At 67.3% G+C, this 17,104-nt stretch carries 18 protein-coding genes; 6 read left to right on the top strand and 12 right to left on the bottom strand.

The genetic code is table 11. From position 1 onward, the window contains the following. Positions 1-9 precede the first annotated feature (9 nt). The gene (aspS, locus tag MKK75_RS32555) at positions 10-1,854 is read right to left on the bottom strand and encodes an aspartate--tRNA ligase (protein WP_244046608.1); all 1,845 of its coding nucleotides are present in this window, start codon (positions 1,852-1,854) and stop codon (positions 10-12) included. A 144-nt stretch (positions 1,855-1,998) separates the two neighbouring features. Between aspS and MKK75_RS32550 the strand changes: the two genes are divergently transcribed. From MKK75_RS32550 to xoxJ, 6 genes are all read left to right on the top strand, one after another. Next, entirely contained in the window at positions 1,999-2,406 is a 408-nt protein-coding gene (locus MKK75_RS32550; RefSeq protein ID WP_244046607.1) for a hypothetical protein, read from the top strand. A gap of 76 nt (positions 2,407-2,482) precedes the next feature. Next, the gene (rnd, locus tag MKK75_RS32545; RefSeq protein WP_244046606.1) at positions 2,483-3,670 is read left to right on the top strand and encodes a ribonuclease D; all 1,188 of its coding nucleotides are present in this window, start codon (positions 2,483-2,485) and stop codon (positions 3,668-3,670) included. A 114-nt stretch (positions 3,671-3,784) separates the two neighbouring features. Next, positions 3,785-4,072, top strand: a complete 288-nt coding sequence (locus MKK75_RS32540; protein WP_244046605.1) for a hypothetical protein — start codon at positions 3,785-3,787, stop codon at positions 4,070-4,072. Between the two features lie 703 nt (positions 4,073-4,775). Beyond that, positions 4,776-6,581 carry a lanthanide-dependent methanol dehydrogenase XoxF1 gene (gene xoxF1, locus MKK75_RS32535; RefSeq protein WP_244046604.1) on the top strand — a complete coding sequence of 602 codons (1,806 nt, stop codon included), beginning with the start codon at positions 4,776-4,778 and terminating at the stop codon, positions 6,579-6,581. A 132-nt stretch (positions 6,582-6,713) separates the two neighbouring features. Beyond that, complete coding sequence (locus tag MKK75_RS32530; RefSeq protein WP_244046603.1) at positions 6,714-7,328, top strand: c-type cytochrome, methanol metabolism-related; 615 nt, start codon at positions 6,714-6,716, stop codon at positions 7,326-7,328. Then, positions 7,328-8,173: a rare earth element methanol dehydrogenase accessory protein XoxJ gene (gene xoxJ, locus MKK75_RS32525; protein ID WP_244046602.1), complete on the top strand. Its 846-nt coding sequence runs from the start codon at positions 7,328-7,330 to the stop codon at positions 8,171-8,173. The genes MKK75_RS32530 and xoxJ overlap by 1 nt, the downstream gene beginning before the upstream one ends. A 6-nt stretch (positions 8,174-8,179) precedes the next feature. Here xoxJ and folK read toward each other — a convergent pair whose 3' ends face one another. The 11 genes from folK to MKK75_RS32470 all read right to left on the bottom strand — a co-directional run bounded on the left by folK (position 8,180) and on the right by MKK75_RS32470 (position 17,080). Then, positions 8,180-8,650, bottom strand: a complete 471-nt coding sequence (gene folK / locus MKK75_RS32520; protein WP_244046601.1) for a 2-amino-4-hydroxy-6-hydroxymethyldihydropteridine diphosphokinase — start codon at positions 8,648-8,650, stop codon at positions 8,180-8,182. Continuing rightward, entirely contained in the window at positions 8,647-9,024 is a 378-nt protein-coding gene (gene folB, locus MKK75_RS32515) for a dihydroneopterin aldolase (RefSeq protein WP_244046600.1), read from the bottom strand. The genes folK and folB overlap by 4 nt, the downstream gene beginning before the upstream one ends. 2 nt (positions 9,025-9,026) lie before the next feature. Continuing rightward, positions 9,027-9,863 (bottom strand): dihydropteroate synthase, encoded by an 837-nt coding sequence (gene folP / locus MKK75_RS32510; protein WP_244046599.1) that lies wholly within the window; start codon positions 9,861-9,863, stop codon positions 9,027-9,029. Between the two features lie 81 nt (positions 9,864-9,944). Beyond that, positions 9,945-10,307, bottom strand: a complete 363-nt coding sequence (locus MKK75_RS32505; protein ID WP_244046598.1) for a hypothetical protein — start codon at positions 10,305-10,307, stop codon at positions 9,945-9,947. Next, positions 10,288-10,998, bottom strand: a complete 711-nt coding sequence (locus tag MKK75_RS32500; protein ID WP_244046597.1) for a hypothetical protein — start codon at positions 10,996-10,998, stop codon at positions 10,288-10,290. Before MKK75_RS32500 ends, MKK75_RS32505 begins: the two co-directional genes overlap by 20 nt. After that, the gene (gene pqqE, locus MKK75_RS32495; RefSeq protein WP_244046596.1) at positions 10,995-12,140 is read right to left on the bottom strand and encodes a pyrroloquinoline quinone biosynthesis protein PqqE; all 1,146 of its coding nucleotides are present in this window, start codon (positions 12,138-12,140) and stop codon (positions 10,995-10,997) included. The genes MKK75_RS32500 and pqqE overlap by 4 nt, the downstream gene beginning before the upstream one ends. Beyond that, entirely contained in the window at positions 12,137-13,222 is a 1,086-nt protein-coding gene (gene pqqC / locus MKK75_RS32490; protein ID WP_244046595.1) for a pyrroloquinoline-quinone synthase PqqC, read from the bottom strand. Before pqqC ends, pqqE begins: the two co-directional genes overlap by 4 nt. Before the next feature lie 282 nt (positions 13,223-13,504). Next, positions 13,505-14,404 (bottom strand): pyrroloquinoline quinone biosynthesis protein PqqB, encoded by a 900-nt coding sequence (gene pqqB / locus MKK75_RS32485; protein WP_244046594.1) that lies wholly within the window; start codon positions 14,402-14,404, stop codon positions 13,505-13,507. 33 nt (positions 14,405-14,437) lie between these two features. After that, complete coding sequence (pqqA, locus tag MKK75_RS32480; RefSeq protein ID WP_012317526.1) at positions 14,438-14,527, bottom strand: pyrroloquinoline quinone precursor peptide PqqA; 90 nt, start codon at positions 14,525-14,527, stop codon at positions 14,438-14,440. Positions 14,528-14,750: 223 nt separating this feature from the next. Continuing rightward, positions 14,751-15,455: a response regulator transcription factor gene (locus MKK75_RS32475; RefSeq protein WP_244046593.1), complete on the bottom strand. Its 705-nt coding sequence runs from the start codon at positions 15,453-15,455 to the stop codon at positions 14,751-14,753. Beyond that, positions 15,452-17,080, bottom strand: a complete 1,629-nt coding sequence (locus MKK75_RS32470; RefSeq protein ID WP_244046592.1) for a sensor histidine kinase — start codon at positions 17,078-17,080, stop codon at positions 15,452-15,454. Before MKK75_RS32470 ends, MKK75_RS32475 begins: the two co-directional genes overlap by 4 nt. Positions 17,081-17,104: the final 24 nt, after the last annotated feature.

The raw sequence follows: 17,104 nt of genomic DNA, 5'->3' as shown, positions 1-17,104 counted from the left end.
CGGCGGGCTTTAAGCCTTCTTCTCGGGCAGGTTGAGCCGGATGTGCAGCTCGCGCAGCTGCTTGGGCGTCGCCTCGGAGGGCGCGCCCATCATCAGGTCCTCGGCGCGCTGGTTCATGGGGAACAGCACCACCTCGCGGATGTTCGGCTCGTTGCACAGGAGCATGACGATGCGATCCACCCCCGGCGCGATGCCGCCGTGCGGCGGGGCGCCCATGCGCAGCGCGTTGAGCATGCCGCCGAACTTCTGCTCCAGCACCTCGTGGCCGTAGCCCGCGATGGCGAAGGCCTTCTCCATCACGTCCGGACGGTGGTTGCGGATCGCCCCGGAGGACAGCTCCACGCCGTTGCAGACGATGTCGTACTGGAACGCCTTGATGTCCAGAATCCGCTTGGTGTTCGGGCCGTTCTCGTCCTCGGCAGACAGAGCGTCGAGGTCGAGTCCCAAAAAGTCCTCGCGGTCGATGTTGGGCATCGAGAACGGATTGTGCGAAAAATCGATCCGCTTCTCCTCCTCGCTCCACTCGTACATCGGGAAGTCTGTGATCCAGCAGAAGGCGTACTGGTCCTTGTCGCACAGGCCCAGCTCGTCGCCGATGCGGATGCGCGCCTTGCCGGCGAGCCCGGCCGCCTTGCCCTCGACGCCGGCGGAGAAGAACACCGCGTCGCCCGCCTTCGCCCCGGCCCGCGCGGCGATCAGCGCCTGCACCTCGGCCGGGATGAACTTGGCGATCGGCCCCTTGCCGGTGAGCTGCCCGTTCTCCTCCTCGAACACGACGTAGCCGAGCCCCGGCGCGCCCTCGGAGCGGGCCCAGTCGTTGAGCTTGTCGAAGAACGAGCGCGATTGCGCCGCCGCCCCGGTCGCCGGGATCGCCCGCACCACGCCGCCCCCGGCGATCACACCCTTGAACGCCTTGAACGCCACGTCCTCGCGGGCGAACAGGTCGGTCACGTCGGCGATGATCAGCGGATTGCGCAGGTCCGGCTTGTCGACGCCGTATTTCAGCATCGAGTCGGCATACGTGATCCGCGGGAATTCCTTCGTGACGCGCCGGCCCTCGGCGAATTCCTCGAACACGCCGCGCAGCACCGGCTCCACCGCCTGGAACACGTCCTCCTGGGTGACGAAACTCATCTCGATGTCGAGCTGGTAGAACTCGCCCGGCGAGCGGTCGGCCCGGGCATCCTCGTCGCGGAAGCAGGGCGCGATCTGAAAGTAGCGGTCGAAGCCCGCGATCATCGTCAGCTGCTTGAACTGCTGCGGCGCCTGCGGCAGCGCGTAGAATTTGCCGGGATGGACGCGCGACGGCACGAGGTAGTCGCGGGCACCCTCCGGGCTCGACGCGGTGAGAATGGGCGTCTGAAATTCAAAAAAGCCGCCCTCGCGCATCCGGCGGCGGAGCGAGTCGATGATCGCGCCGCGCTTCATGATGTTGGCGTGCAGCTTCTCCCGGCGCAGGTCGAGGAAGCGGTAGCGCAGCCGCGTTTCCTCCGGATATTCCAGATCGCCGAAGACCGGCAGCGGCAGCTCGCCCGCCGGCCCCAGCACCTCCAGGTCATCGATGTAGACCTCGACCGCGCCGGTCGGGAGCTCGGGGTTCTCGGTGCCTGCCGGGCGGGTACGCACACGACCGTCGATCCGCACGACCCATTCCGAGCGCACGCCCTCGGCGGCCTTGAAGGCCGGGGAGTCGGAATCGACCACGCATTGCGTGAGCCCGTAATGGTCCCGTAGATCCACGAACAGCACGCCGCCATGGTCGCGGATGCGGTGACACCAGCCTGACAGGCGGACGGACTGCCCGACATCGGACGGGCGGAGCGCCCCGCAGGTGTGGGAACGGTAACGGTGCATGACGGGCTTCTTCTAAGGGAAGGCCGGCACCATTCACGCGAGGCCCCCCAAGTCAAGCAGGGTTCGCGCCGCGCCCCGCCGGAAACGGTCTTCGCGGTGGCTGCCGGACTACCGGATGAACCCGGTGATGCCCATATGATGTCCATGAACGACAACGCTTTTTTCCGATCGGCGGCCGAGCGGGCGGTGCCCCGTGATGCGCCGGCGAATGCGTGGCGGACCCTGCCGCTCGACGGTCATTTCGACCTCGTCTACGAGGATGCGGCCGGCGCCTGGAGCAACCGGTCCCTCGACGCGCGCGAACTCAAGCTCGGGCCGGGCCGAACGCTGCTCGGCGGCATCGACGCGAGGCGGGGCGGCTATCGCGGCTTCCGCGTCGACCGGATCCGGCGTCTGGTCGACGGGGCCACCGGTGAGCGTATCGAGACCGGCATCCTCGATCGGCTGCTAAGCCGTGCCGAAGCGCAGCGCCGGGCCGGGATCCTCAGGATCAAGCGGCAGGCCCAGACGCGGCGAAGGGCCGGCGCGCGGCCGATCGAGGCCTTCACATGACGGGGAAAGCGGGAAAAACCGGGGCGCGACGCGGGTTTCCCTCCCCAGCGCCGCGCCGGTTGCGTATAGCCGGTCCATGGATCTGATTTCTTCGACCGACACGCTGCGGGACATCTGTACGCGTCTGGCCGCGCAACCCTTCGTGACCGTCGACACGGAGTTCATGCGCGAGACAACCTATTACCCCAAGCTCTGCCTGATCCAGATGGCGGCTCCGGACGGGACCGCCGTGCTGGTCGATCCCCTGGCCCCCGGGATCGACCTGAAGCCGTTCATCGACCTGATGGCGGATACGCGGACCGTGAAGGTCTTCCATTCCGCCCGCCAGGATCTCGAGATCGTCTGGATGCTGGGCGGGATCCTGCCGCACCCGTTCTTCGACACGCAGGTCGCCGCCATGGTGTGCGGCTACGGCGATTCCGTCTCGTACGAGCAGCTCGTCAACGACGTCGCCAAGGCCAAGATCGACAAGTCGTCCCGGTTCACCGACTGGTCGCGGCGGCCCCTTTCGGACGCGCAGCTCACCTACGCCGTGTCGGACGTCACGCATCTCGTGAAGGTCTACGAAGTCCTCGTCGCCGAGCTCCTGCGCACGGACCGCGGCGCGTGGCTCGACGAGGAGATGGCGGTGCTGACCTCGCCGGAGACCTACCGGGCCGATCCGTCCCAGGCGTGGCGGCGCCTCTCGGGCCGGATGCGGAAGCCGAAGGAGATCGCCGTACTGATGGAAGTCGCGGCGTGGCGCGAGGGCGAGGCGCAGGCGCGCAACGTCCCGCGCGGGCGCGTGCTGAAGGACGAGGCGGTGATCGACATCGCCTCGGCCGCGCCCCGGAGCGTCGAGGCCCTGGGTCGCCTGCGCACGATCCCGGCTGGCTTCGAGCGTTCCCGCACCGGCGGCGACATTCTCGCGGCCGTGGAGCGCGGCCTGTCGCGCGATATGGCCGAGATCCGGATGCCGGAACGGCTCCGCCGCAGCGGCGGCAACGGGGCGATCGTCGAACTTCTGAAGGTGCTGCTGAAGGCCGTGTGCGAGGCCGAGGGCGTCGCCCCGAAGATCATCGCGACCGTCGATGATCTCGAAGCGATCGCCGACGACGACGCGGCCGAGGTGCCGGCCCTCGAAGGCTGGCGGCGGATGCTGTTCGGCGACAAGGCGCTGGCGCTGAAACAGGGCCGGCTGGCCCTGTCCGTCGAGCACGGCCGCATCGTCGTGCGAGATCTCGACGCGCCAGCGCAGATCGCCGGTTGCGGAACCGAGGATTGAACGATCGCGGACGATTGCGTGTAACCCGCGCCGGGCATCGAAGCGTGACTTAGCCGCTGGGTGGGATTAAGTGGCAATCAGATTGCCGTTCATTCCCGCCCGTGCGTCACGCGTATGTTCGAGCCGAACGAAGTCCTGAAGACGCTGACCGGCCGCGGTCTCGTTTCGGCGGAAGGATGCAGTTCGGTTCGGGTTCGCTACCGCGTCGTCGTTGAGCGACGGGAAGGCGGGGTGTCCGCGTACGGCATGCTGTACGGCAGCCACGCCAATCTGCGTCCGATCTGGCTTGAGCCGGACGCGCAATTGCGCCTCGCCAATGGTCGACGGCTGAGCATCTCGATCACTGACTTGGTGGGCGACGCAGCGGAGTTCGAGTGCACCGGCCCGGTGGGCGCCCTCTGAGAGCTGTGGTCGGATCGATCCGGACCGCCGCGTTTGGAACCTCGGCGCGCAGCCGAACGCCGGTGGCCCCTCGAAGCCGGGACGATTCGGCAAATAGTCGCGCCCATGAAGCGGACACGCAAAAGGATCTCGGCAGCGAGCGCCTGCGGCGACTAAGCGCACAAGTCTAGGTGGGCTCGCGCGACCGTCTCTGCTGCCGACTGCCTATGACGCATTGCAATCGACCGCTCCCGCGATGCCGCATCGACGTCAGGCTATACCGCCCCTGTCGGCGCAAGCGCTGCATGAGAGCGTCCAGCAACGCTTCGTTGATTGCAAGATCTGCATGCTACGTCCTCACGTTGCCGTGAGACGGACCGCAAAGAACCTTCAAGCCGTTGTGCAGCGCAGCATTTCTTTCCATGCGACGATAACGCCGACCCGCCGTTTGTAACTTAAAAAGCGGCTTTCACCGGGTGTCGACAACCGTGAAACAGCGAGTTGACGGCGCTCAAAAATCTCTTAAGGTCCGGGCAAGCCTCGGTTTCGAGGGAGCCGCCTCAGGGATGGCGGTTCCTGGCCAGGGGATCTGAGAGTCCCCTGTAAGTCGAAGAAGCCCGCTACCGAGGCGTCCATCCCTGTCGCAAACAGTCAGGTCGGAGTCCGCGCGACACCGTTCTCTCAGTGTGCCGTACGTATTCTCAAAGACTTGTCGGAGGAACCCATGAGAGCTGTGCATCTCCTCGCGCTCGGCGCGGGCGTTGCGGCGGTTGCCGCGCCGGCGCTGGCCAACGAAAGCGTCTTGAAGGGCATCGCCAACCCGGCGGAGCAAGTGCTTCAGACGGTTGACTACGCGAATACCCGGTATTCGAAGCTCGATCAGATCAACGCGTCGAACGTGAAGAACCTCCAGGTGGCCTGGACCTTCTCGACCGGCGTCCTGCGTGGCCACGAGGGCTCCCCGCTCGTCGTCGGCAACATGATGTACGTGCACACGCCGTTCCCGAACATCGTGTACGCCCTCGACCTCGACCACGAGGCGAAGATCGTCTGGAAGTACGAGCCGAAGCAGGATCCGTCCGTGATCCCGGTCATGTGCTGCGACACGGTCAACCGTGGTCTGGCCTACGCCGACGGCGCCATCTTCCTGCACCAGGCCGACACCACCGTCGTGTCGCTCGACGCCAAGACCGGCAAGGTCAACTGGTCGGTCGTGAACGGCGATCCCAAGAAGGGCGAGACCAACACCGCCACGGTCATGCCGGTGAAGGACAAGCTCATCGTCGGCATCTCGGGCGGCGAGTTCGGCGTGCAGTGCCACGTCACCGCCTACGACCTGAAGACCGGCAAGAAGGTGTGGCGCGGCTACTCCGAGGGTCCGGACGATCAGATGCTGATCGACCCGGAGAAGACCACCTACCTCGGCAAGCCGGTGGGCAAGGACTCCTCGCTGAAGACCTGGGAAGGCGATCAGTGGAAGACCGGCGGCGGCTGCACCTGGGGCTGGTTCTCCTACGATCCCAAGCTCGACCTGATGTACTACGGCTCGGGCAACCCCTCGACCTGGAACCCCAAGCAGCGTCCGGGCGACAACCGCTGGTCGATGACCATCTGGGCGCGTAACCCGGATACCGGCGTCGCCAAGTGGGTCTACCAGATGACCCCCCACGACGAGTGGGACTACGACGGCATCAACGAGATGATCCTCACGGATCAGAAGATCGACGGCAAGGAGCAGCCGCTCCTGACCCACTTCGACCGCAACGGCTTCGGCTACACGCTGAACCGCGAGAACGGTGCCCTCCTGGTCGCCGAGAAGTACGATCCGGCCGTCAACTGGGCGACCAAGGTCGATATGGACAAGGGCTCGAAGACCTACGGCCGGCCGCTGGTCGTGTCGAAGTACTCGACCGAGCAGAACGGTGAGGACACCAACTCCAAGGGCATCTGCCCGGCGGCCCTCGGGTCGAAGGATCAGCAGCCCGCGGCCTTCTCGCCGAAGACCAACCTGTTCTACGTGCCCACCAACCACGTCTGCATGGACTACGAGCCGTTCCGGGTGACCTACACCCCGGGCCAGCCCTACGTCGGTGCGACCCTCTCGATGTACCCGGCCCCGAACTCGCACGGCGGCATGGGCAACTTCATCGCGTGGGATGGCGTCAACGGCAAGATCAAGTGGTCCGACGCCGAGCAGTTCTCGGTGTGGTCCGGTGCTCTGGCCACCGCCGGCGACGTGGTGTTCTACGGAACGCTTGAGGGCTACCTGAAGGCGGTCGACGACAAGACCGGCAAGGAGCTGTTCAAGTTCAAGACCCCGTCGGGCATCATCGGCAACGTGATGACCTACCAGCACAAGGGCAAGCAGTACGTGGGCGTCCTCTCGGGCGTCGGCGGCTGGGCGGGTATCGGCCTCGCGGCCGGCCTGACCGACCCGAATGCCGGCCTCGGCGCGGTGGGTGGCTACGCGGCTCTGTCGCAGTACACCAACCTCGGCGGTCAGCTCACCGTCTTCGCCCTGCCGAACTAATCGGCCGCAGGGTTCACGTTGAGAACGGTGCCGGCGCGGACTTCCGCGCCGGCACTCTTTTGATTAGAATTTCTCGCAAGGGGCTGTCGGTCACTCGCAGACGAAAGGCCTCGGATCAGGGAGACAGATGCGTTGCTTAACCTCAGCAAGATCGTAACGCGGCCGGTTATCGCCGCCCTCGCCCTAGCGACCGTTTCAGCGGTTGCCGTACATGCTGAGGATGCCAAGCCCGCTGCCGACCCCAAACTCGCCGACTCGTTGAACCCGAACGACAAGACGGCAGAGCAGGATCCCACGTTGCTCAAGCGGGATGCTGCCGTAAAGATCGAAGACGGCAAGTATATCGATGCCGATGGTCACCCTACCTTCCACGTGACCCAGGACGGCAAGATGCTCGATTGGTACACCTACTCGGGTTACCGCCGTTATCACGCCGAATGCCACGTCTGCCACGGTCCCGACGGCATGGGCTCGACCTACGCCCCGGCCCTGAAGGACTCGCTGAAGCACCTCTCCTACGAGGAATTCATCGGCATCCTGGTCGGCGGCAAGCAGGACGTGAATGCCGCCGAGCAGAAGGTCATGCCAGCCTTCGGCGACAACAAGAACGTCATGTGCTACTCGGACGACCTCTACGTCTACCTGAAGGCACGTGCCGCAGGAGCGATCGGACGGATTCGTCCCTCCGAACACGAAGATAAGCCCGACGCGGCCAAGAAGGCCGAGAAGGAGTGCATGGGCTTCTGATGGCGTCCTTGGCCCGGATCTTCGCTCTCTGCGCCCTGTCCTTGACGACGGCGCAGGGGGCGCTTGCCCAGCATCTGCCGGACACGGTGACCACGGACGTGCTGCGCGTCTGCGGTGATCCGGGCAACATGCCGTTCTCCGAACGCAAGGAGGACGGCTTCGAGAACAAGATCGCGGCGATCATCGCCGACGAGTTGAAGGTCAAGGTCCGCTATTATTGGCTGACGCAGGGACCCGGTTTCGTGCGCAACACGCTCGGAACCGGCCTGTGCGACCTGATCATGGGCCAGGCCTTCGGCAGCGACCTCGTCCAGACCACCAATCCGTATTACCGGTCCGCCTACACGCTGGTCACACGGGCGGGCGAGTTCGACGGCGTGACGGGGCTCGACGATCAGCGCCTCAAGGGTAAGAGCATCGGCGTCATCGCCGGCACGCCCCCCGTCAACCGGATGGGCGAGCTCGGCTTGGTGTCGCGCATGAAGGCCTACGCCCCGTACCAGCTGGACCCGGCGCGCAAGTACCAGACAGTGGCGGCCGAGATCGTCGCGGCGCTGGCCGCGAAGGAGATCGATGCGGCCGTGCTGTGGGGGCCGGCCGCGGGCTGGCTCGCCAAGCAGTCGGGGACGGCGATGAATGTCGTGCCGCTGCTCAAGGAGCCGGAGCGGCCGCCGATGGCGTATCGGATCGCCATGGGCGTGCGGCTCGGCGAAAACGACTGGAAGCGCACGCTGAATACAATCCTTCGCAAGCGCAAGGCTGAGATCGACCAAGTCTTGCGCGACTACGACGTGCCGCTGCTCGACGAGGAAGAGAACAAGCTGGCCCAGCCCGGCGAGCGCTGAGCGGGCTCAGGCCCGCTCGATCCCTGTCCGGTCGAGTTGCTCCAGCGCATCCGCGACGCGCTCACCGCCGATGATCAGGTCCGGCGCGATTTCGGCCAGCGGCACGAGCACGAAGGCCCGCTCGCGCACGTAGCGGTGGGGCAGGACGAGGCGCGCGTCGTCCACGGCGGCGCCCTCATAGGCCAAAACGTCGATGTCGATGATCCGCGGCCCCCACCGCTCCTCGCGCACGCGCCCGAGGTCGTGCTCGACGTTGAGGCAGGCATCGAGCAGCCCGTGCGGATCGAGATCCGTGTCCACCGCCACCGCGCCGTTGAGGAACCAGGGCTGATCGGTCTTGCCCCAAGGCGGCGTTCGATAGTCGGCCGAGCGGTCGAGGATCCTGATTCCGGGCGTCGCGGTGAGGGCTTCCACGGCGCGATCGAGCATCGCGGCCATGTCGCCGATGTTGCTGCCGATCCCGAGATAGGCCCTCATGCCTGTGTTCCGCGGCGGCGAAGGATCTCGATGCTGACGCCATCGAGGATCGCCGGGACCGGGGCGCTCGGCTTGTCGACCCGCACGGTGATCGCCTCCACGCGGGCGAAACGGTCGAGGATCGCGGCCGCGATGGTCTCAGCCAGCGCCTCGATCAGGTTGAAGCGCCGCTCCGTGGCGATCGCCACGGTGATCTGCGTGAGATCCGCGTAGCTCACCGTGCCGGCCACATCGTCGGAGCGCCCCGCCTCAGCGAGATCCAGCCGCGCTTCGAGCGAGATATAGAATCGTTGTCCGAGCACCGCTTCCTCGGGCAGCAAGCCGTGCCGGCCGAAGACGGCGATCCGCGTGACGCGGATGAGATCGGTCGCCATCGTCAATGCGCCTCCAGCCGCATCACCGCATCGACCACGCGCATGGCCTCGACATGGGCCGCCACGTCGTGGACGCGCACGATGTCGGCCCCGAGCGTCGCCGCGACCGCATGGGCCGCGAGCGAACCGGTGAGGCGGTCGGCCGGACGGGTCTCGCGGTCATGCAGCCGTCCCAGGAGCGATTTGCGGGAGACGCCGACCAGCACCGGGAAGCCGAGGGCACGGATCTCGGGCAGCCGCCGCAGGACTTCGAGATGCTGCGCCCAGGTTTTGCCGAAGCCGACCCCGGGGTCGAGCACGATATTCGCATCGTCGATGCCGGCGCGATGTGCGATACCGAGCGAGCGCTCGAAGAAGGCGAGCATGTCGGCGACGATGTCGATATCGGCCTCGATCGTCTCGCGGTTGTGCATGACGATCACCGGCGCCCCGTGCGCGGCCGCGACCGCGGCGATGTCGGGCTCGCGCTGAAGACCCCAGACGTCGTTGACGATCCGCGCCCCCGCCTCCAGCGCGACCTTGGCGGTGGTGGCTTTGTAGGTGTCGATGGAGATCGGCACGGACAGCCGCGGTGCGACGGCGCGGATCACCGGCAGGACGCGCGCCTGTTCTTCCTCGGGCGATACCGGGGCATGGCCGGGCCGGGTGGATTCACCGCCGATGTCGAGGATCGCGGCCCCCTCCGCCACCAGCCGCTCGGCCTGGGCGATGGCCTCGGTCTCCCCGGCGAACAGGCCGCCATCGGAGAAGGAATCGGGGGTGACGTTGAGGATGCCCATCACCAGCGTGCGCCCGCCGAGGTTGGGCAGCAGATCGGACAGGCCGGAGGAGGGGGGCACGGTGCGGGTCCCGTTCAGGTACGCGGTTCGGGGCCCGGTGTGCGCGAATCGCGGGGCCGGCGCAACGCCGGCCCCATGCGTTCAGCCGCGGTAGCAGCGGATCTCGGCCTCGGCCTGGGCGCGACGGAGTTCTGCGACCTTGTCGTCGAAGATCTTGGTCGACTTGAACTCGTTGGCGCGGTTGCCGACTCCCTGCCGCATCGACAGGACCGTGCTCGCCTGAACGTACTTGTCGTAGGGCAGGATCGCGGCGAGCTGGTCCAGCGAGCAGGAGCATTTCTGCAGGCTCTCGCGGGTCTGGCCGTTGGCCGCCATGCAGCCGAACACGTAATCGACACGGGCATCGGTCGGATAATCGTTCTCCTCGGCCGCCCAGCCGGCCAGCCCCGACAGGGTCAGGGCGAGGACGGCCAGCGCGCCGCTTTTAGCCAGCCTTCTGGTCATAGTTCAGCTTCTCCTCCAGCAACTCGCCGCCGTCCTTGCTCTTCGAGGACGCCTCGATCGAGACGATCTCGCCGGGGACCGACGGGGCCGTGACGAAGGTATAGGTCATGTCGTCCATGCCGCGCATGCGCTGCGCCAACGCGTCGCCCGCGAAGGGCTTGGTCACGACCTGCCAGCCGTCGACCGCCTTGCCGCCGACATCGACCTTGGTGGGCGTCACGACCGCCTTATCGCGCAGACCCTTGCGGATCGCGAGCTTCAGGTAGCGAGGATTCGCCTCCAGCACCTTGGCCAGCCCCCGCAGGTGGTTTTCCAGGAAGAGCGAGACGACCGGATTGCCCACCATGTCCTCGAACGGTCCGGCCGGCACGCGGTTCAGGCCGGAGAACATGGTGACGTTGATGTCCCGGGCATCGGGGGTTTTGCCCGGCTCGACCTTCAGGGTCAGCGTGTCCTGAAGCGGCGCCCCGAACGGGCCGCCCGAGATGCCGGAGCGGCGCAGGTAATCGTAGGTGAGGGTCGATCCCGGCGTCGTGTTCTTCATCTGCGGCTGATCGAACAGCAGATCGGTCGCAGAGGGCGGCGCCGCGGCGTTGGCCTGAGTGACGGTGGCGGGTTTCGGGGCGTCCTCGGCGAAGGCGGGCAACGCGGCCAGCACCAGCACCAGGGCGGTCGTGGCAACAACTCTCACGAGTGGACTTCCTCCTTGAACGGCGACCGGACGTTGCTGCCGATCGTCCGATAGACGTAATCGGGCGGGTTGTCGGCCGCCTCCTCGACGGCGAGCGCCCGCACCTTGGCGTGGAGCGGCGACAGCGAGCAGGCGGGATCGGTCGCTGCAGCGTCGCCGGCGAGCGCCAGCGCCTGGCAGCGGCAGCCGCCCCAATCCTTCTCGCGCCGGTCGCAGGAGCGGCACGGCTCCTTCATCCAGTCGGTGCCGCGATAGGCCGTGAAGGCGGGAGAATCGCGCCAGATCTCGCCGAGCGAATGCTCGTTGACGTTCCAGAATTCAAGCCCCGGGATCGTCTCAGCGGCGTGACAGGGCAGGACCTTGCCCTGCGGCGTGACGTTCATGAGCTTGCGGCCCCAGCCGCCCGCGCAGGCCTTCGGGTATTTGGCGTAGTAATCCGGTACCACGAGGTCGATCACGAGCTGGCCCTTCAGCCGCTCTCGCGCCGCCTCGACGATCCGGATCGACTCGTCCACCTGCGCCTTATCGGGCATGAGCGCGGCGCGATTGACGTAGGCCCAGCCGTAATACTGCGTGTGCGCCACTTCGAGCCGCTTGGCGCCCATCGTCACCGCAAGGTCGATGAAGCCGGAAACCTCATGGATGTTGCCGCGGTGGATCACGGAATTCAGCGTCAGCGGCAGCCCGAGCTCCACCACCTTGGCGGCGAATTCGAATTTCTGAGGCTGCGCGTTCTTCAGGCCGCCGATCCTCTCGGCGTTCTGCGCGTCCACGCCCTGCACCGAGAGTTGCACGTGGTCGAGCCCGACATCGTAGAGCGCCTGAAGCTTGCTCAGCGCGCCGCCGACGCCCGACGTGATCAGGTTCGAGTAGAGTCCGAGATCCGCGCAGGTCTTGGTGATCTCGACGATATCGTTGCGCGCCGTCGGCTCGCCGCCGGACAGGTGGACGTGAAGCACCCCGAGACCCGACGCTTCGGTGAGCACGCGCTGCCACGTCGCCGTATCGAGCTCGCCGGAGCGGCGATCGAGTTCCAGCGGGTTCGAGCAGTAGGGGCAACGCAGCGGGCAGCGATGCGTCAGCTCGGCGAGCAGACCCACCGGCGCCGGCGCCTCTGGCCGGTTCGGCGTGACGGCGTTCATCGCTCCAGGACCCGCTTCTCGGCCAGCCCATCGAGCATCACGAGGATGTCGGCCTCGATGGCGCGGGGATCGGCCGCGTAGGTCTGGCCCAGCTCGTCGGCGATCGCCGCCACGCTGCGGTTGCCATCGACCAGCTTGAGCACCGCCACGGCGTTGTCGTCGAGGTCGAAGGTGCGCTCGGGGGCGAGGAGGACGTACTTGCCGCGGGTCTCGTCGTTGCGCAGCCGCACGCCGCGGGGCAGGCGGGGACGGTCGTCGGCTGCCATCTTGCGGCCGGCGCCCGCTGCCTGGATCGGCGCCGTCTCGGCGACGAGGCCTTCGCCCGGTCGCCAGGCATCCGGCGGGATCATCCCGGGGGCGACATAGGCGAAGTACAGAGCGTCGAGCTGCGTCCAGAGGACGTTGCACTTGAAGGTCAGCGCGGCCATCGCCTGGCGCTGCAGCTCCGGCGTCGTCGCGTGCTGCGTGACGTAATCGAGGGCGAAGTCGGCATCCCGCGGCGCCTGGGTGAGGCGCTTGTCGAAATAGGCCAGCGTGTCCTTGGTGATGAAATCGTAGTTCTTCAGCATCCCGGCGACGCGCTCGGAGATGATCGTCGGCGAGAACATTTCGGTCAGCGACGAGGCGATCGCCTCCAGAAGCGTCTTCTCGGAGACGAAGTGGACGTAGGCCTCAACCGAGAACTTGGTCGCCGAGAGGATGCCGCGGGTCGAGAGAACGTAATCCCGGTCGAAGCCGACGCCCTCGGCGAGCTTCAGCCAGCGCTCGATGCCGCCATCGCCCTCGTGGTCGCCGTCGTGATCGACGATGCGCTGACGCCAGATCCGCCGCAAAGACGCGTCGGTCATCCGGGCGAGGACGGCAGAGTCCTTCACCGGGATCATCGCCTGATAGTAGTAGCGGTTCAGCGCCCAGGCCCGGACCTGATCCTTCGACAGCTTGCCGTCATGCAGCAGCCGGTGGAACGGATGCAGGTTGTGATAGCGGCGCGCGCCGATGTCGCGCAGCGCCGCCTCCAACTCCTCGGGGCTCAGGAGACGCTGGCTCTCGGCGGTATCGGGGGTCGGGAAGACTGCGTTCATGGCGTGTCCGGCGTCCGTCCTCGGGTCGCGTTTCCTGTGTCGTCCCGCCCCCGGCAACGGGGCGTGTTCCTGAACTCAGGGACGATATAGTGCCGACGACCGATTGGCCCAACCGTCGACTTCGCCGGTGTCTCCAAGTCACACCCTCATCCTGAGGTCCTGGAGCGCAGCGGAAGCCTCGAAGGAGCCCTCCAGCCAGCCGCGCGATCCCTGGAGGCCTCCGTCGAGGCCCGCTGACGCGGTCACCTCAGGATGAGGTGGATGGGTTGGACACTTACCTTGTTAAAGCGACAGGCTCAGGCCGTCATGCGCCACCGTCCACCCAGCCGCCTCGACATCCCCGCGTTCCGGCGATCCCTCGATCAGCACTGGGTTGGTGTTGTTGATGTGCACAAAGATCCGCCGCCCGATCTCGGTCGCAGCCAGCGCGTCGATAGAACCGTTCTCGCCGCGCATCGGCACGTGGCCCATGCGCCAGCCGGTCTTCGTCCCGACGCCAGCGCGTATCATGTCGTCATCGTGCAGGACGGTGCCGTCGAACAGCAGTGCGTCCACGCCGGCGATGCGCGCCCGCAACCCATCCGTTACCCGGGCGCAGCCAGGGATATAGGCAAGGCGCCGACCGCCGGCCTCGATCAAGGCGCCGACCGTGGTCTCGGTCTCGGCGCCGATCTCCATGGTCTCGTCCTCCAGCCAGAGCGGCACCTTGCCGGGAACGGGGAAGAGCGTGACCGACAGGCCGGGCAACGGCTCGAACGGCGCGTCCATCCCGATCGCCTCCCGAGCCACGACCCCCTCGGCCATCACGTCGAACACGCGGTTGGCGTTCACCGAGTCGAGGATGCCGCGCGTGCTGTAGAGCGTGTAGGGTTGACCCTCGCGCAGGGTCAGGAGGCCCGCGACATGATCGACGTCGCCGTTGGTCAGGAGCACGGCGCGGATCGGCGAGTGGCGCAGGCGCTCGCGCGGGTGCATCGTGCGATTTTCGAAAAGCTGTTGCCGTATATCCGGCGAGGCGTTGATCAGCAGCCAATCCGACCCGTCAGCGGAAACCGCGATGCTCGACTGGGTCCGGGGCTGCACCCGGTCCGGCTCGGACCGCGCCAGCGTGCAGATCGGGCAGCGGCAGTTCCACTGGGGAAGACCGCCGCCGGCCGCGGAACCGAGGATCACGACGCGCATGGTGCGGCTCCCGAGATCCCCGGCCCGTGAAACTCAGTTGAAGGTGTCGATCTCGGCCGACTCGTAGCTCGTCACTTCCATGCCGACGCAGATCTCGGACACGATGGGGGCAGCCCACTTCATGGTGTTTCTCCTTGGCGGTATCCTCACCGAGCGTCACGCGGATCTTAAGAAGACCCTAAGACACTGATGGCGCTCTCGTTTTTAAGCGCGGAACCGGTATCGACGATTCAGGGGCGCGCTTCAAGCATTAAGTTGCCGGATCCTCCCAAATTTTTCGTGAGACACTTCCTAAACATCCGGAAACCAACGGGAAACGTCAGCACCTAGACTTAAGTACAGCGTCTCACTGCCGAAAATCCGGGCCGCGCAACTCCAGCATAAAGCCCTTGCCGCGCACCGTCGTCAGGGCCGGGCCGCCGTAGCGGACGAAATCGGCCATCTTGGAGCGCAGATAGCCGATATAAACGTCGACTACGTTGAGCGAGAGGCCGCCCTGGCTGGCCCAGAGCCGGTCGAAGATGTCGGCGCGGGAGACCGGCTTGCCGATGCTCTCCATCAGCATGGACAGCAGATCGGCTTCGCGGGGGGTGAGTCGGGCGCTGGCCTCGCCGCAGCTCGCCTGTCGGGTGTCGAGATCGAGGATCAGCCGACCCACGGTGATCCGCGAACGCGGCGCCTCGGCCTGCTCCCGCCGCATCAGGTGCGTGCGCAGGCGCGCGACCAGTTCGTCGAATTCGAACGGCTTGACGATGTAGTCGTCGGCGCCGAGCGCCAGACCCTCGGCCCGGTCGCGGATCTCGTCGCGCGCCGAGAGGAACAGGATCGCGCCGGGGAACCCGCCCTCCCGCAGGGACCGGCAGACATCGTGGCCGGACCCGTCCGGCAGGTTGATGTCGAGCAGCACGGCGCCGGGCGCGGGATCATGCGCCGCCTTCAAGGCTTCGTCCACGCAGGCCGCGGTGCCGACCTCGAACCCCTCCGCCTCCAGGCCGCGGGCCAGGAGGCCGCGGATGTCGATATCGTCCTCGACGATCAGGATCCGCGTCATGCGGCCGGCTCCCTCACCTGTGCGGCGCCGGCCGCGTCGCCGGCCGTGCCCGCAACCCATGCCGGATCGAGGGCCGGAATGTCCAGGCTGACGCGCGCGCCGCGCCCCTCCGGTCCGGCACCCAGGCAGATGGTGCCGCCGTGCTGCTCGACGATCCAGCGCGCCAGGGCGAGGCCGATGCCGAACCCGGTCTCGTCGGGACCCGGACCCCGCTTGAAGCGCTCGAACAGCGCGGCCTCGGAGGCGGTGAAGCCCGGCCCGTCATCCGTCACGGTGATCCGACCTGCGGGGCCGGGGACGGCCGACAGCGCGACCTCCACCCGGGTGAGACCGGTGGCGTGGCGCAGGGCGTTGTCCACGAGGCTCTCGACGGTCTGCCGGATCCACTCGCGGTCGGCGACACATTCCACGTCCTGGCTGCCCGGATCGAGGGTGAGGGCGACCCGGCGGCGGGCGGCCTCCGAGGCCATGTTGTCCACCGCCTCCGACAAGACCAGGGCGAGTCCGAGCGGGCGCTTGTCGAACGCGATCTCGCCGGTCTCCGACCGGGCGACCCTGAGCAGGTCCTCGACGCGCAGCTTCAGCCGCTGCGCCCGCTTCCGGATCGTCGCAAAGATCGGCCCGGGATCGCCGCCGCGGGATGCGCCGCGCAGGGCGAGGTCGCACTCGCCCAGAATCACGGTGAGCGGCGTGCGCAGCTCGTGGCTGACATCGGCGAAGAAGCGCCGCCGCGACTGGTCCGCCGATTCGAGGCGGACGTTGGCAGCGCGCAGATCCGCCGTCCGGGTCGCGACGGTATCCTCCAGCGCCGCCCGGTCGGCCGCGACCCGCGATTCCCGGCGGGCGAGGCGGGCGGCCATACGGTTGACGTTGGTCATGAGCAGGCCGAGCTCGTCCCGGGTGGCCACGGAGAGGCGCGTGTCGAGGGCGCCGTGGCCGATGGCGCTCGCCGCGCGGCGCACCTCCTCGATGCGCGCCAGCGTCGGCCGAGTGCCGCCGCGATACAGGATCGCCAGCAGAACCAGGGCCGCGGTCACCGCCGCGGCGGCGGCCCAACGCAGGCGCTCCGAGAGGGCCCGGGCCTGCTCGGAGCCGAGCGCCATGCTGCGCCGCTCGGCCTCGATCAGGAACGAGAGCGGCTGGCCCGTCATGGCGCCGAAGCCATTGAGCGCGCCCTTGATCGAATCCTGGCGCTTCTCGGAGTCGGACTGGCGGCTGATCAGCGATACCTGCCGGTCGAGGACGGCGCGGGCTGCGCGCAGTTGTGCCATCGGGCGCGTCCGCGCGGCGTACTGCATCCGGTCGGCCGGATCGTCGCTCGGCGGAAAACTCCTGGCGAGAGCCTCGTCGACGGTCGTCAAAGCGCGGTCGGCGTTGTCGCGGGCGATCGCCATCGCCTCGGGCTGGCCGTCCGGATTGCCCACCGTCTCCACGGCCGCGAGGCCGAACTGCGTGAGGCGGCCGGACAGCTCGGCGAGCAGTTCCAGGCGTCGTTGGGCTGCCAGCGTCCGATCGACCGTCCGCTCCGCGGCGCCGATCGCCGCCAATGCGGCAACGGCGGCGAGCATCACCACGATGGCGGTGCCGCCCAGGAGCAGCGCGAAGCGGGTCTTCAGCGAGCGCATGGTGCCGCCCTCGATGCGGGGCTC

The sequence above is a fragment of the Methylobacterium sp. J-030 genome, assembly GCF_022829545.1.
Classification (GTDB): domain Bacteria; phylum Pseudomonadota; class Alphaproteobacteria; order Rhizobiales; family Beijerinckiaceae; genus Methylobacterium.
This window is presented reverse-complemented; position numbering and strand designations above follow the sequence as displayed.

Bases quoted from the DNA above. Each gene is read 5' to 3' on its own strand.
- pqqE (WP_244046596.1), bottom strand. From the start codon at position 12,140: ATGAACGCCGTCACGCCGAACCGGCCAGAGGCGCCGGCGCCGGTGGGT.
- xoxJ (WP_244046602.1), top strand. From the start codon at position 7,328: ATGGCGTCCTTGGCCCGGATCTTCGCTCTCTGCGCCCTGTCCTTGACG.
- MKK75_RS32550 (WP_244046607.1), top strand. From the start codon at position 1,999: ATGAACGACAACGCTTTTTTCCGATCGGCGGCCGAGCGGGCGGTGCCC.
- pqqC (WP_244046595.1), bottom strand. From the start codon at position 13,222: ATGAACGCAGTCTTCCCGACCCCCGATACCGCCGAGAGCCAGCGTCTC.
- pqqB (WP_244046594.1), bottom strand. From the start codon at position 14,404: ATGCGCGTCGTGATCCTCGGTTCCGCGGCCGGCGGCGGTCTTCCCCAG.
- folK (WP_244046601.1), bottom strand. From the start codon at position 8,650: ATGAGGGCCTATCTCGGGATCGGCAGCAACATCGGCGACATGGCCGCG.
- MKK75_RS32470 (WP_244046592.1), bottom strand. From the start codon at position 17,080: ATGCGCTCGCTGAAGACCCGCTTCGCGCTGCTCCTGGGCGGCACCGCC.
- folB (WP_244046600.1), bottom strand. From the start codon at position 9,024: ATGGCGACCGATCTCATCCGCGTCACGCGGATCGCCGTCTTCGGCCGG.
- MKK75_RS32540 (WP_244046605.1), top strand. From the start codon at position 3,785: ATGTTCGAGCCGAACGAAGTCCTGAAGACGCTGACCGGCCGCGGTCTC.
- xoxF1 (WP_244046604.1), top strand. From the start codon at position 4,776: ATGAGAGCTGTGCATCTCCTCGCGCTCGGCGCGGGCGTTGCGGCGGTT.
- rnd (WP_244046606.1), top strand. From the start codon at position 2,483: ATGGATCTGATTTCTTCGACCGACACGCTGCGGGACATCTGTACGCGT.
- aspS (WP_244046608.1), bottom strand. From the start codon at position 1,854: ATGCACCGTTACCGTTCCCACACCTGCGGGGCGCTCCGCCCGTCCGAT.
- MKK75_RS32475 (WP_244046593.1), bottom strand. From the start codon at position 15,455: ATGACGCGGATCCTGATCGTCGAGGACGATATCGACATCCGCGGCCTC.
- MKK75_RS32505 (WP_244046598.1), bottom strand. From the start codon at position 10,307: ATGACCAGAAGGCTGGCTAAAAGCGGCGCGCTGGCCGTCCTCGCCCTG.
- pqqA (WP_012317526.1), bottom strand. From the start codon at position 14,527: ATGAAGTGGGCTGCCCCCATCGTGTCCGAGATCTGCGTCGGCATGGAA.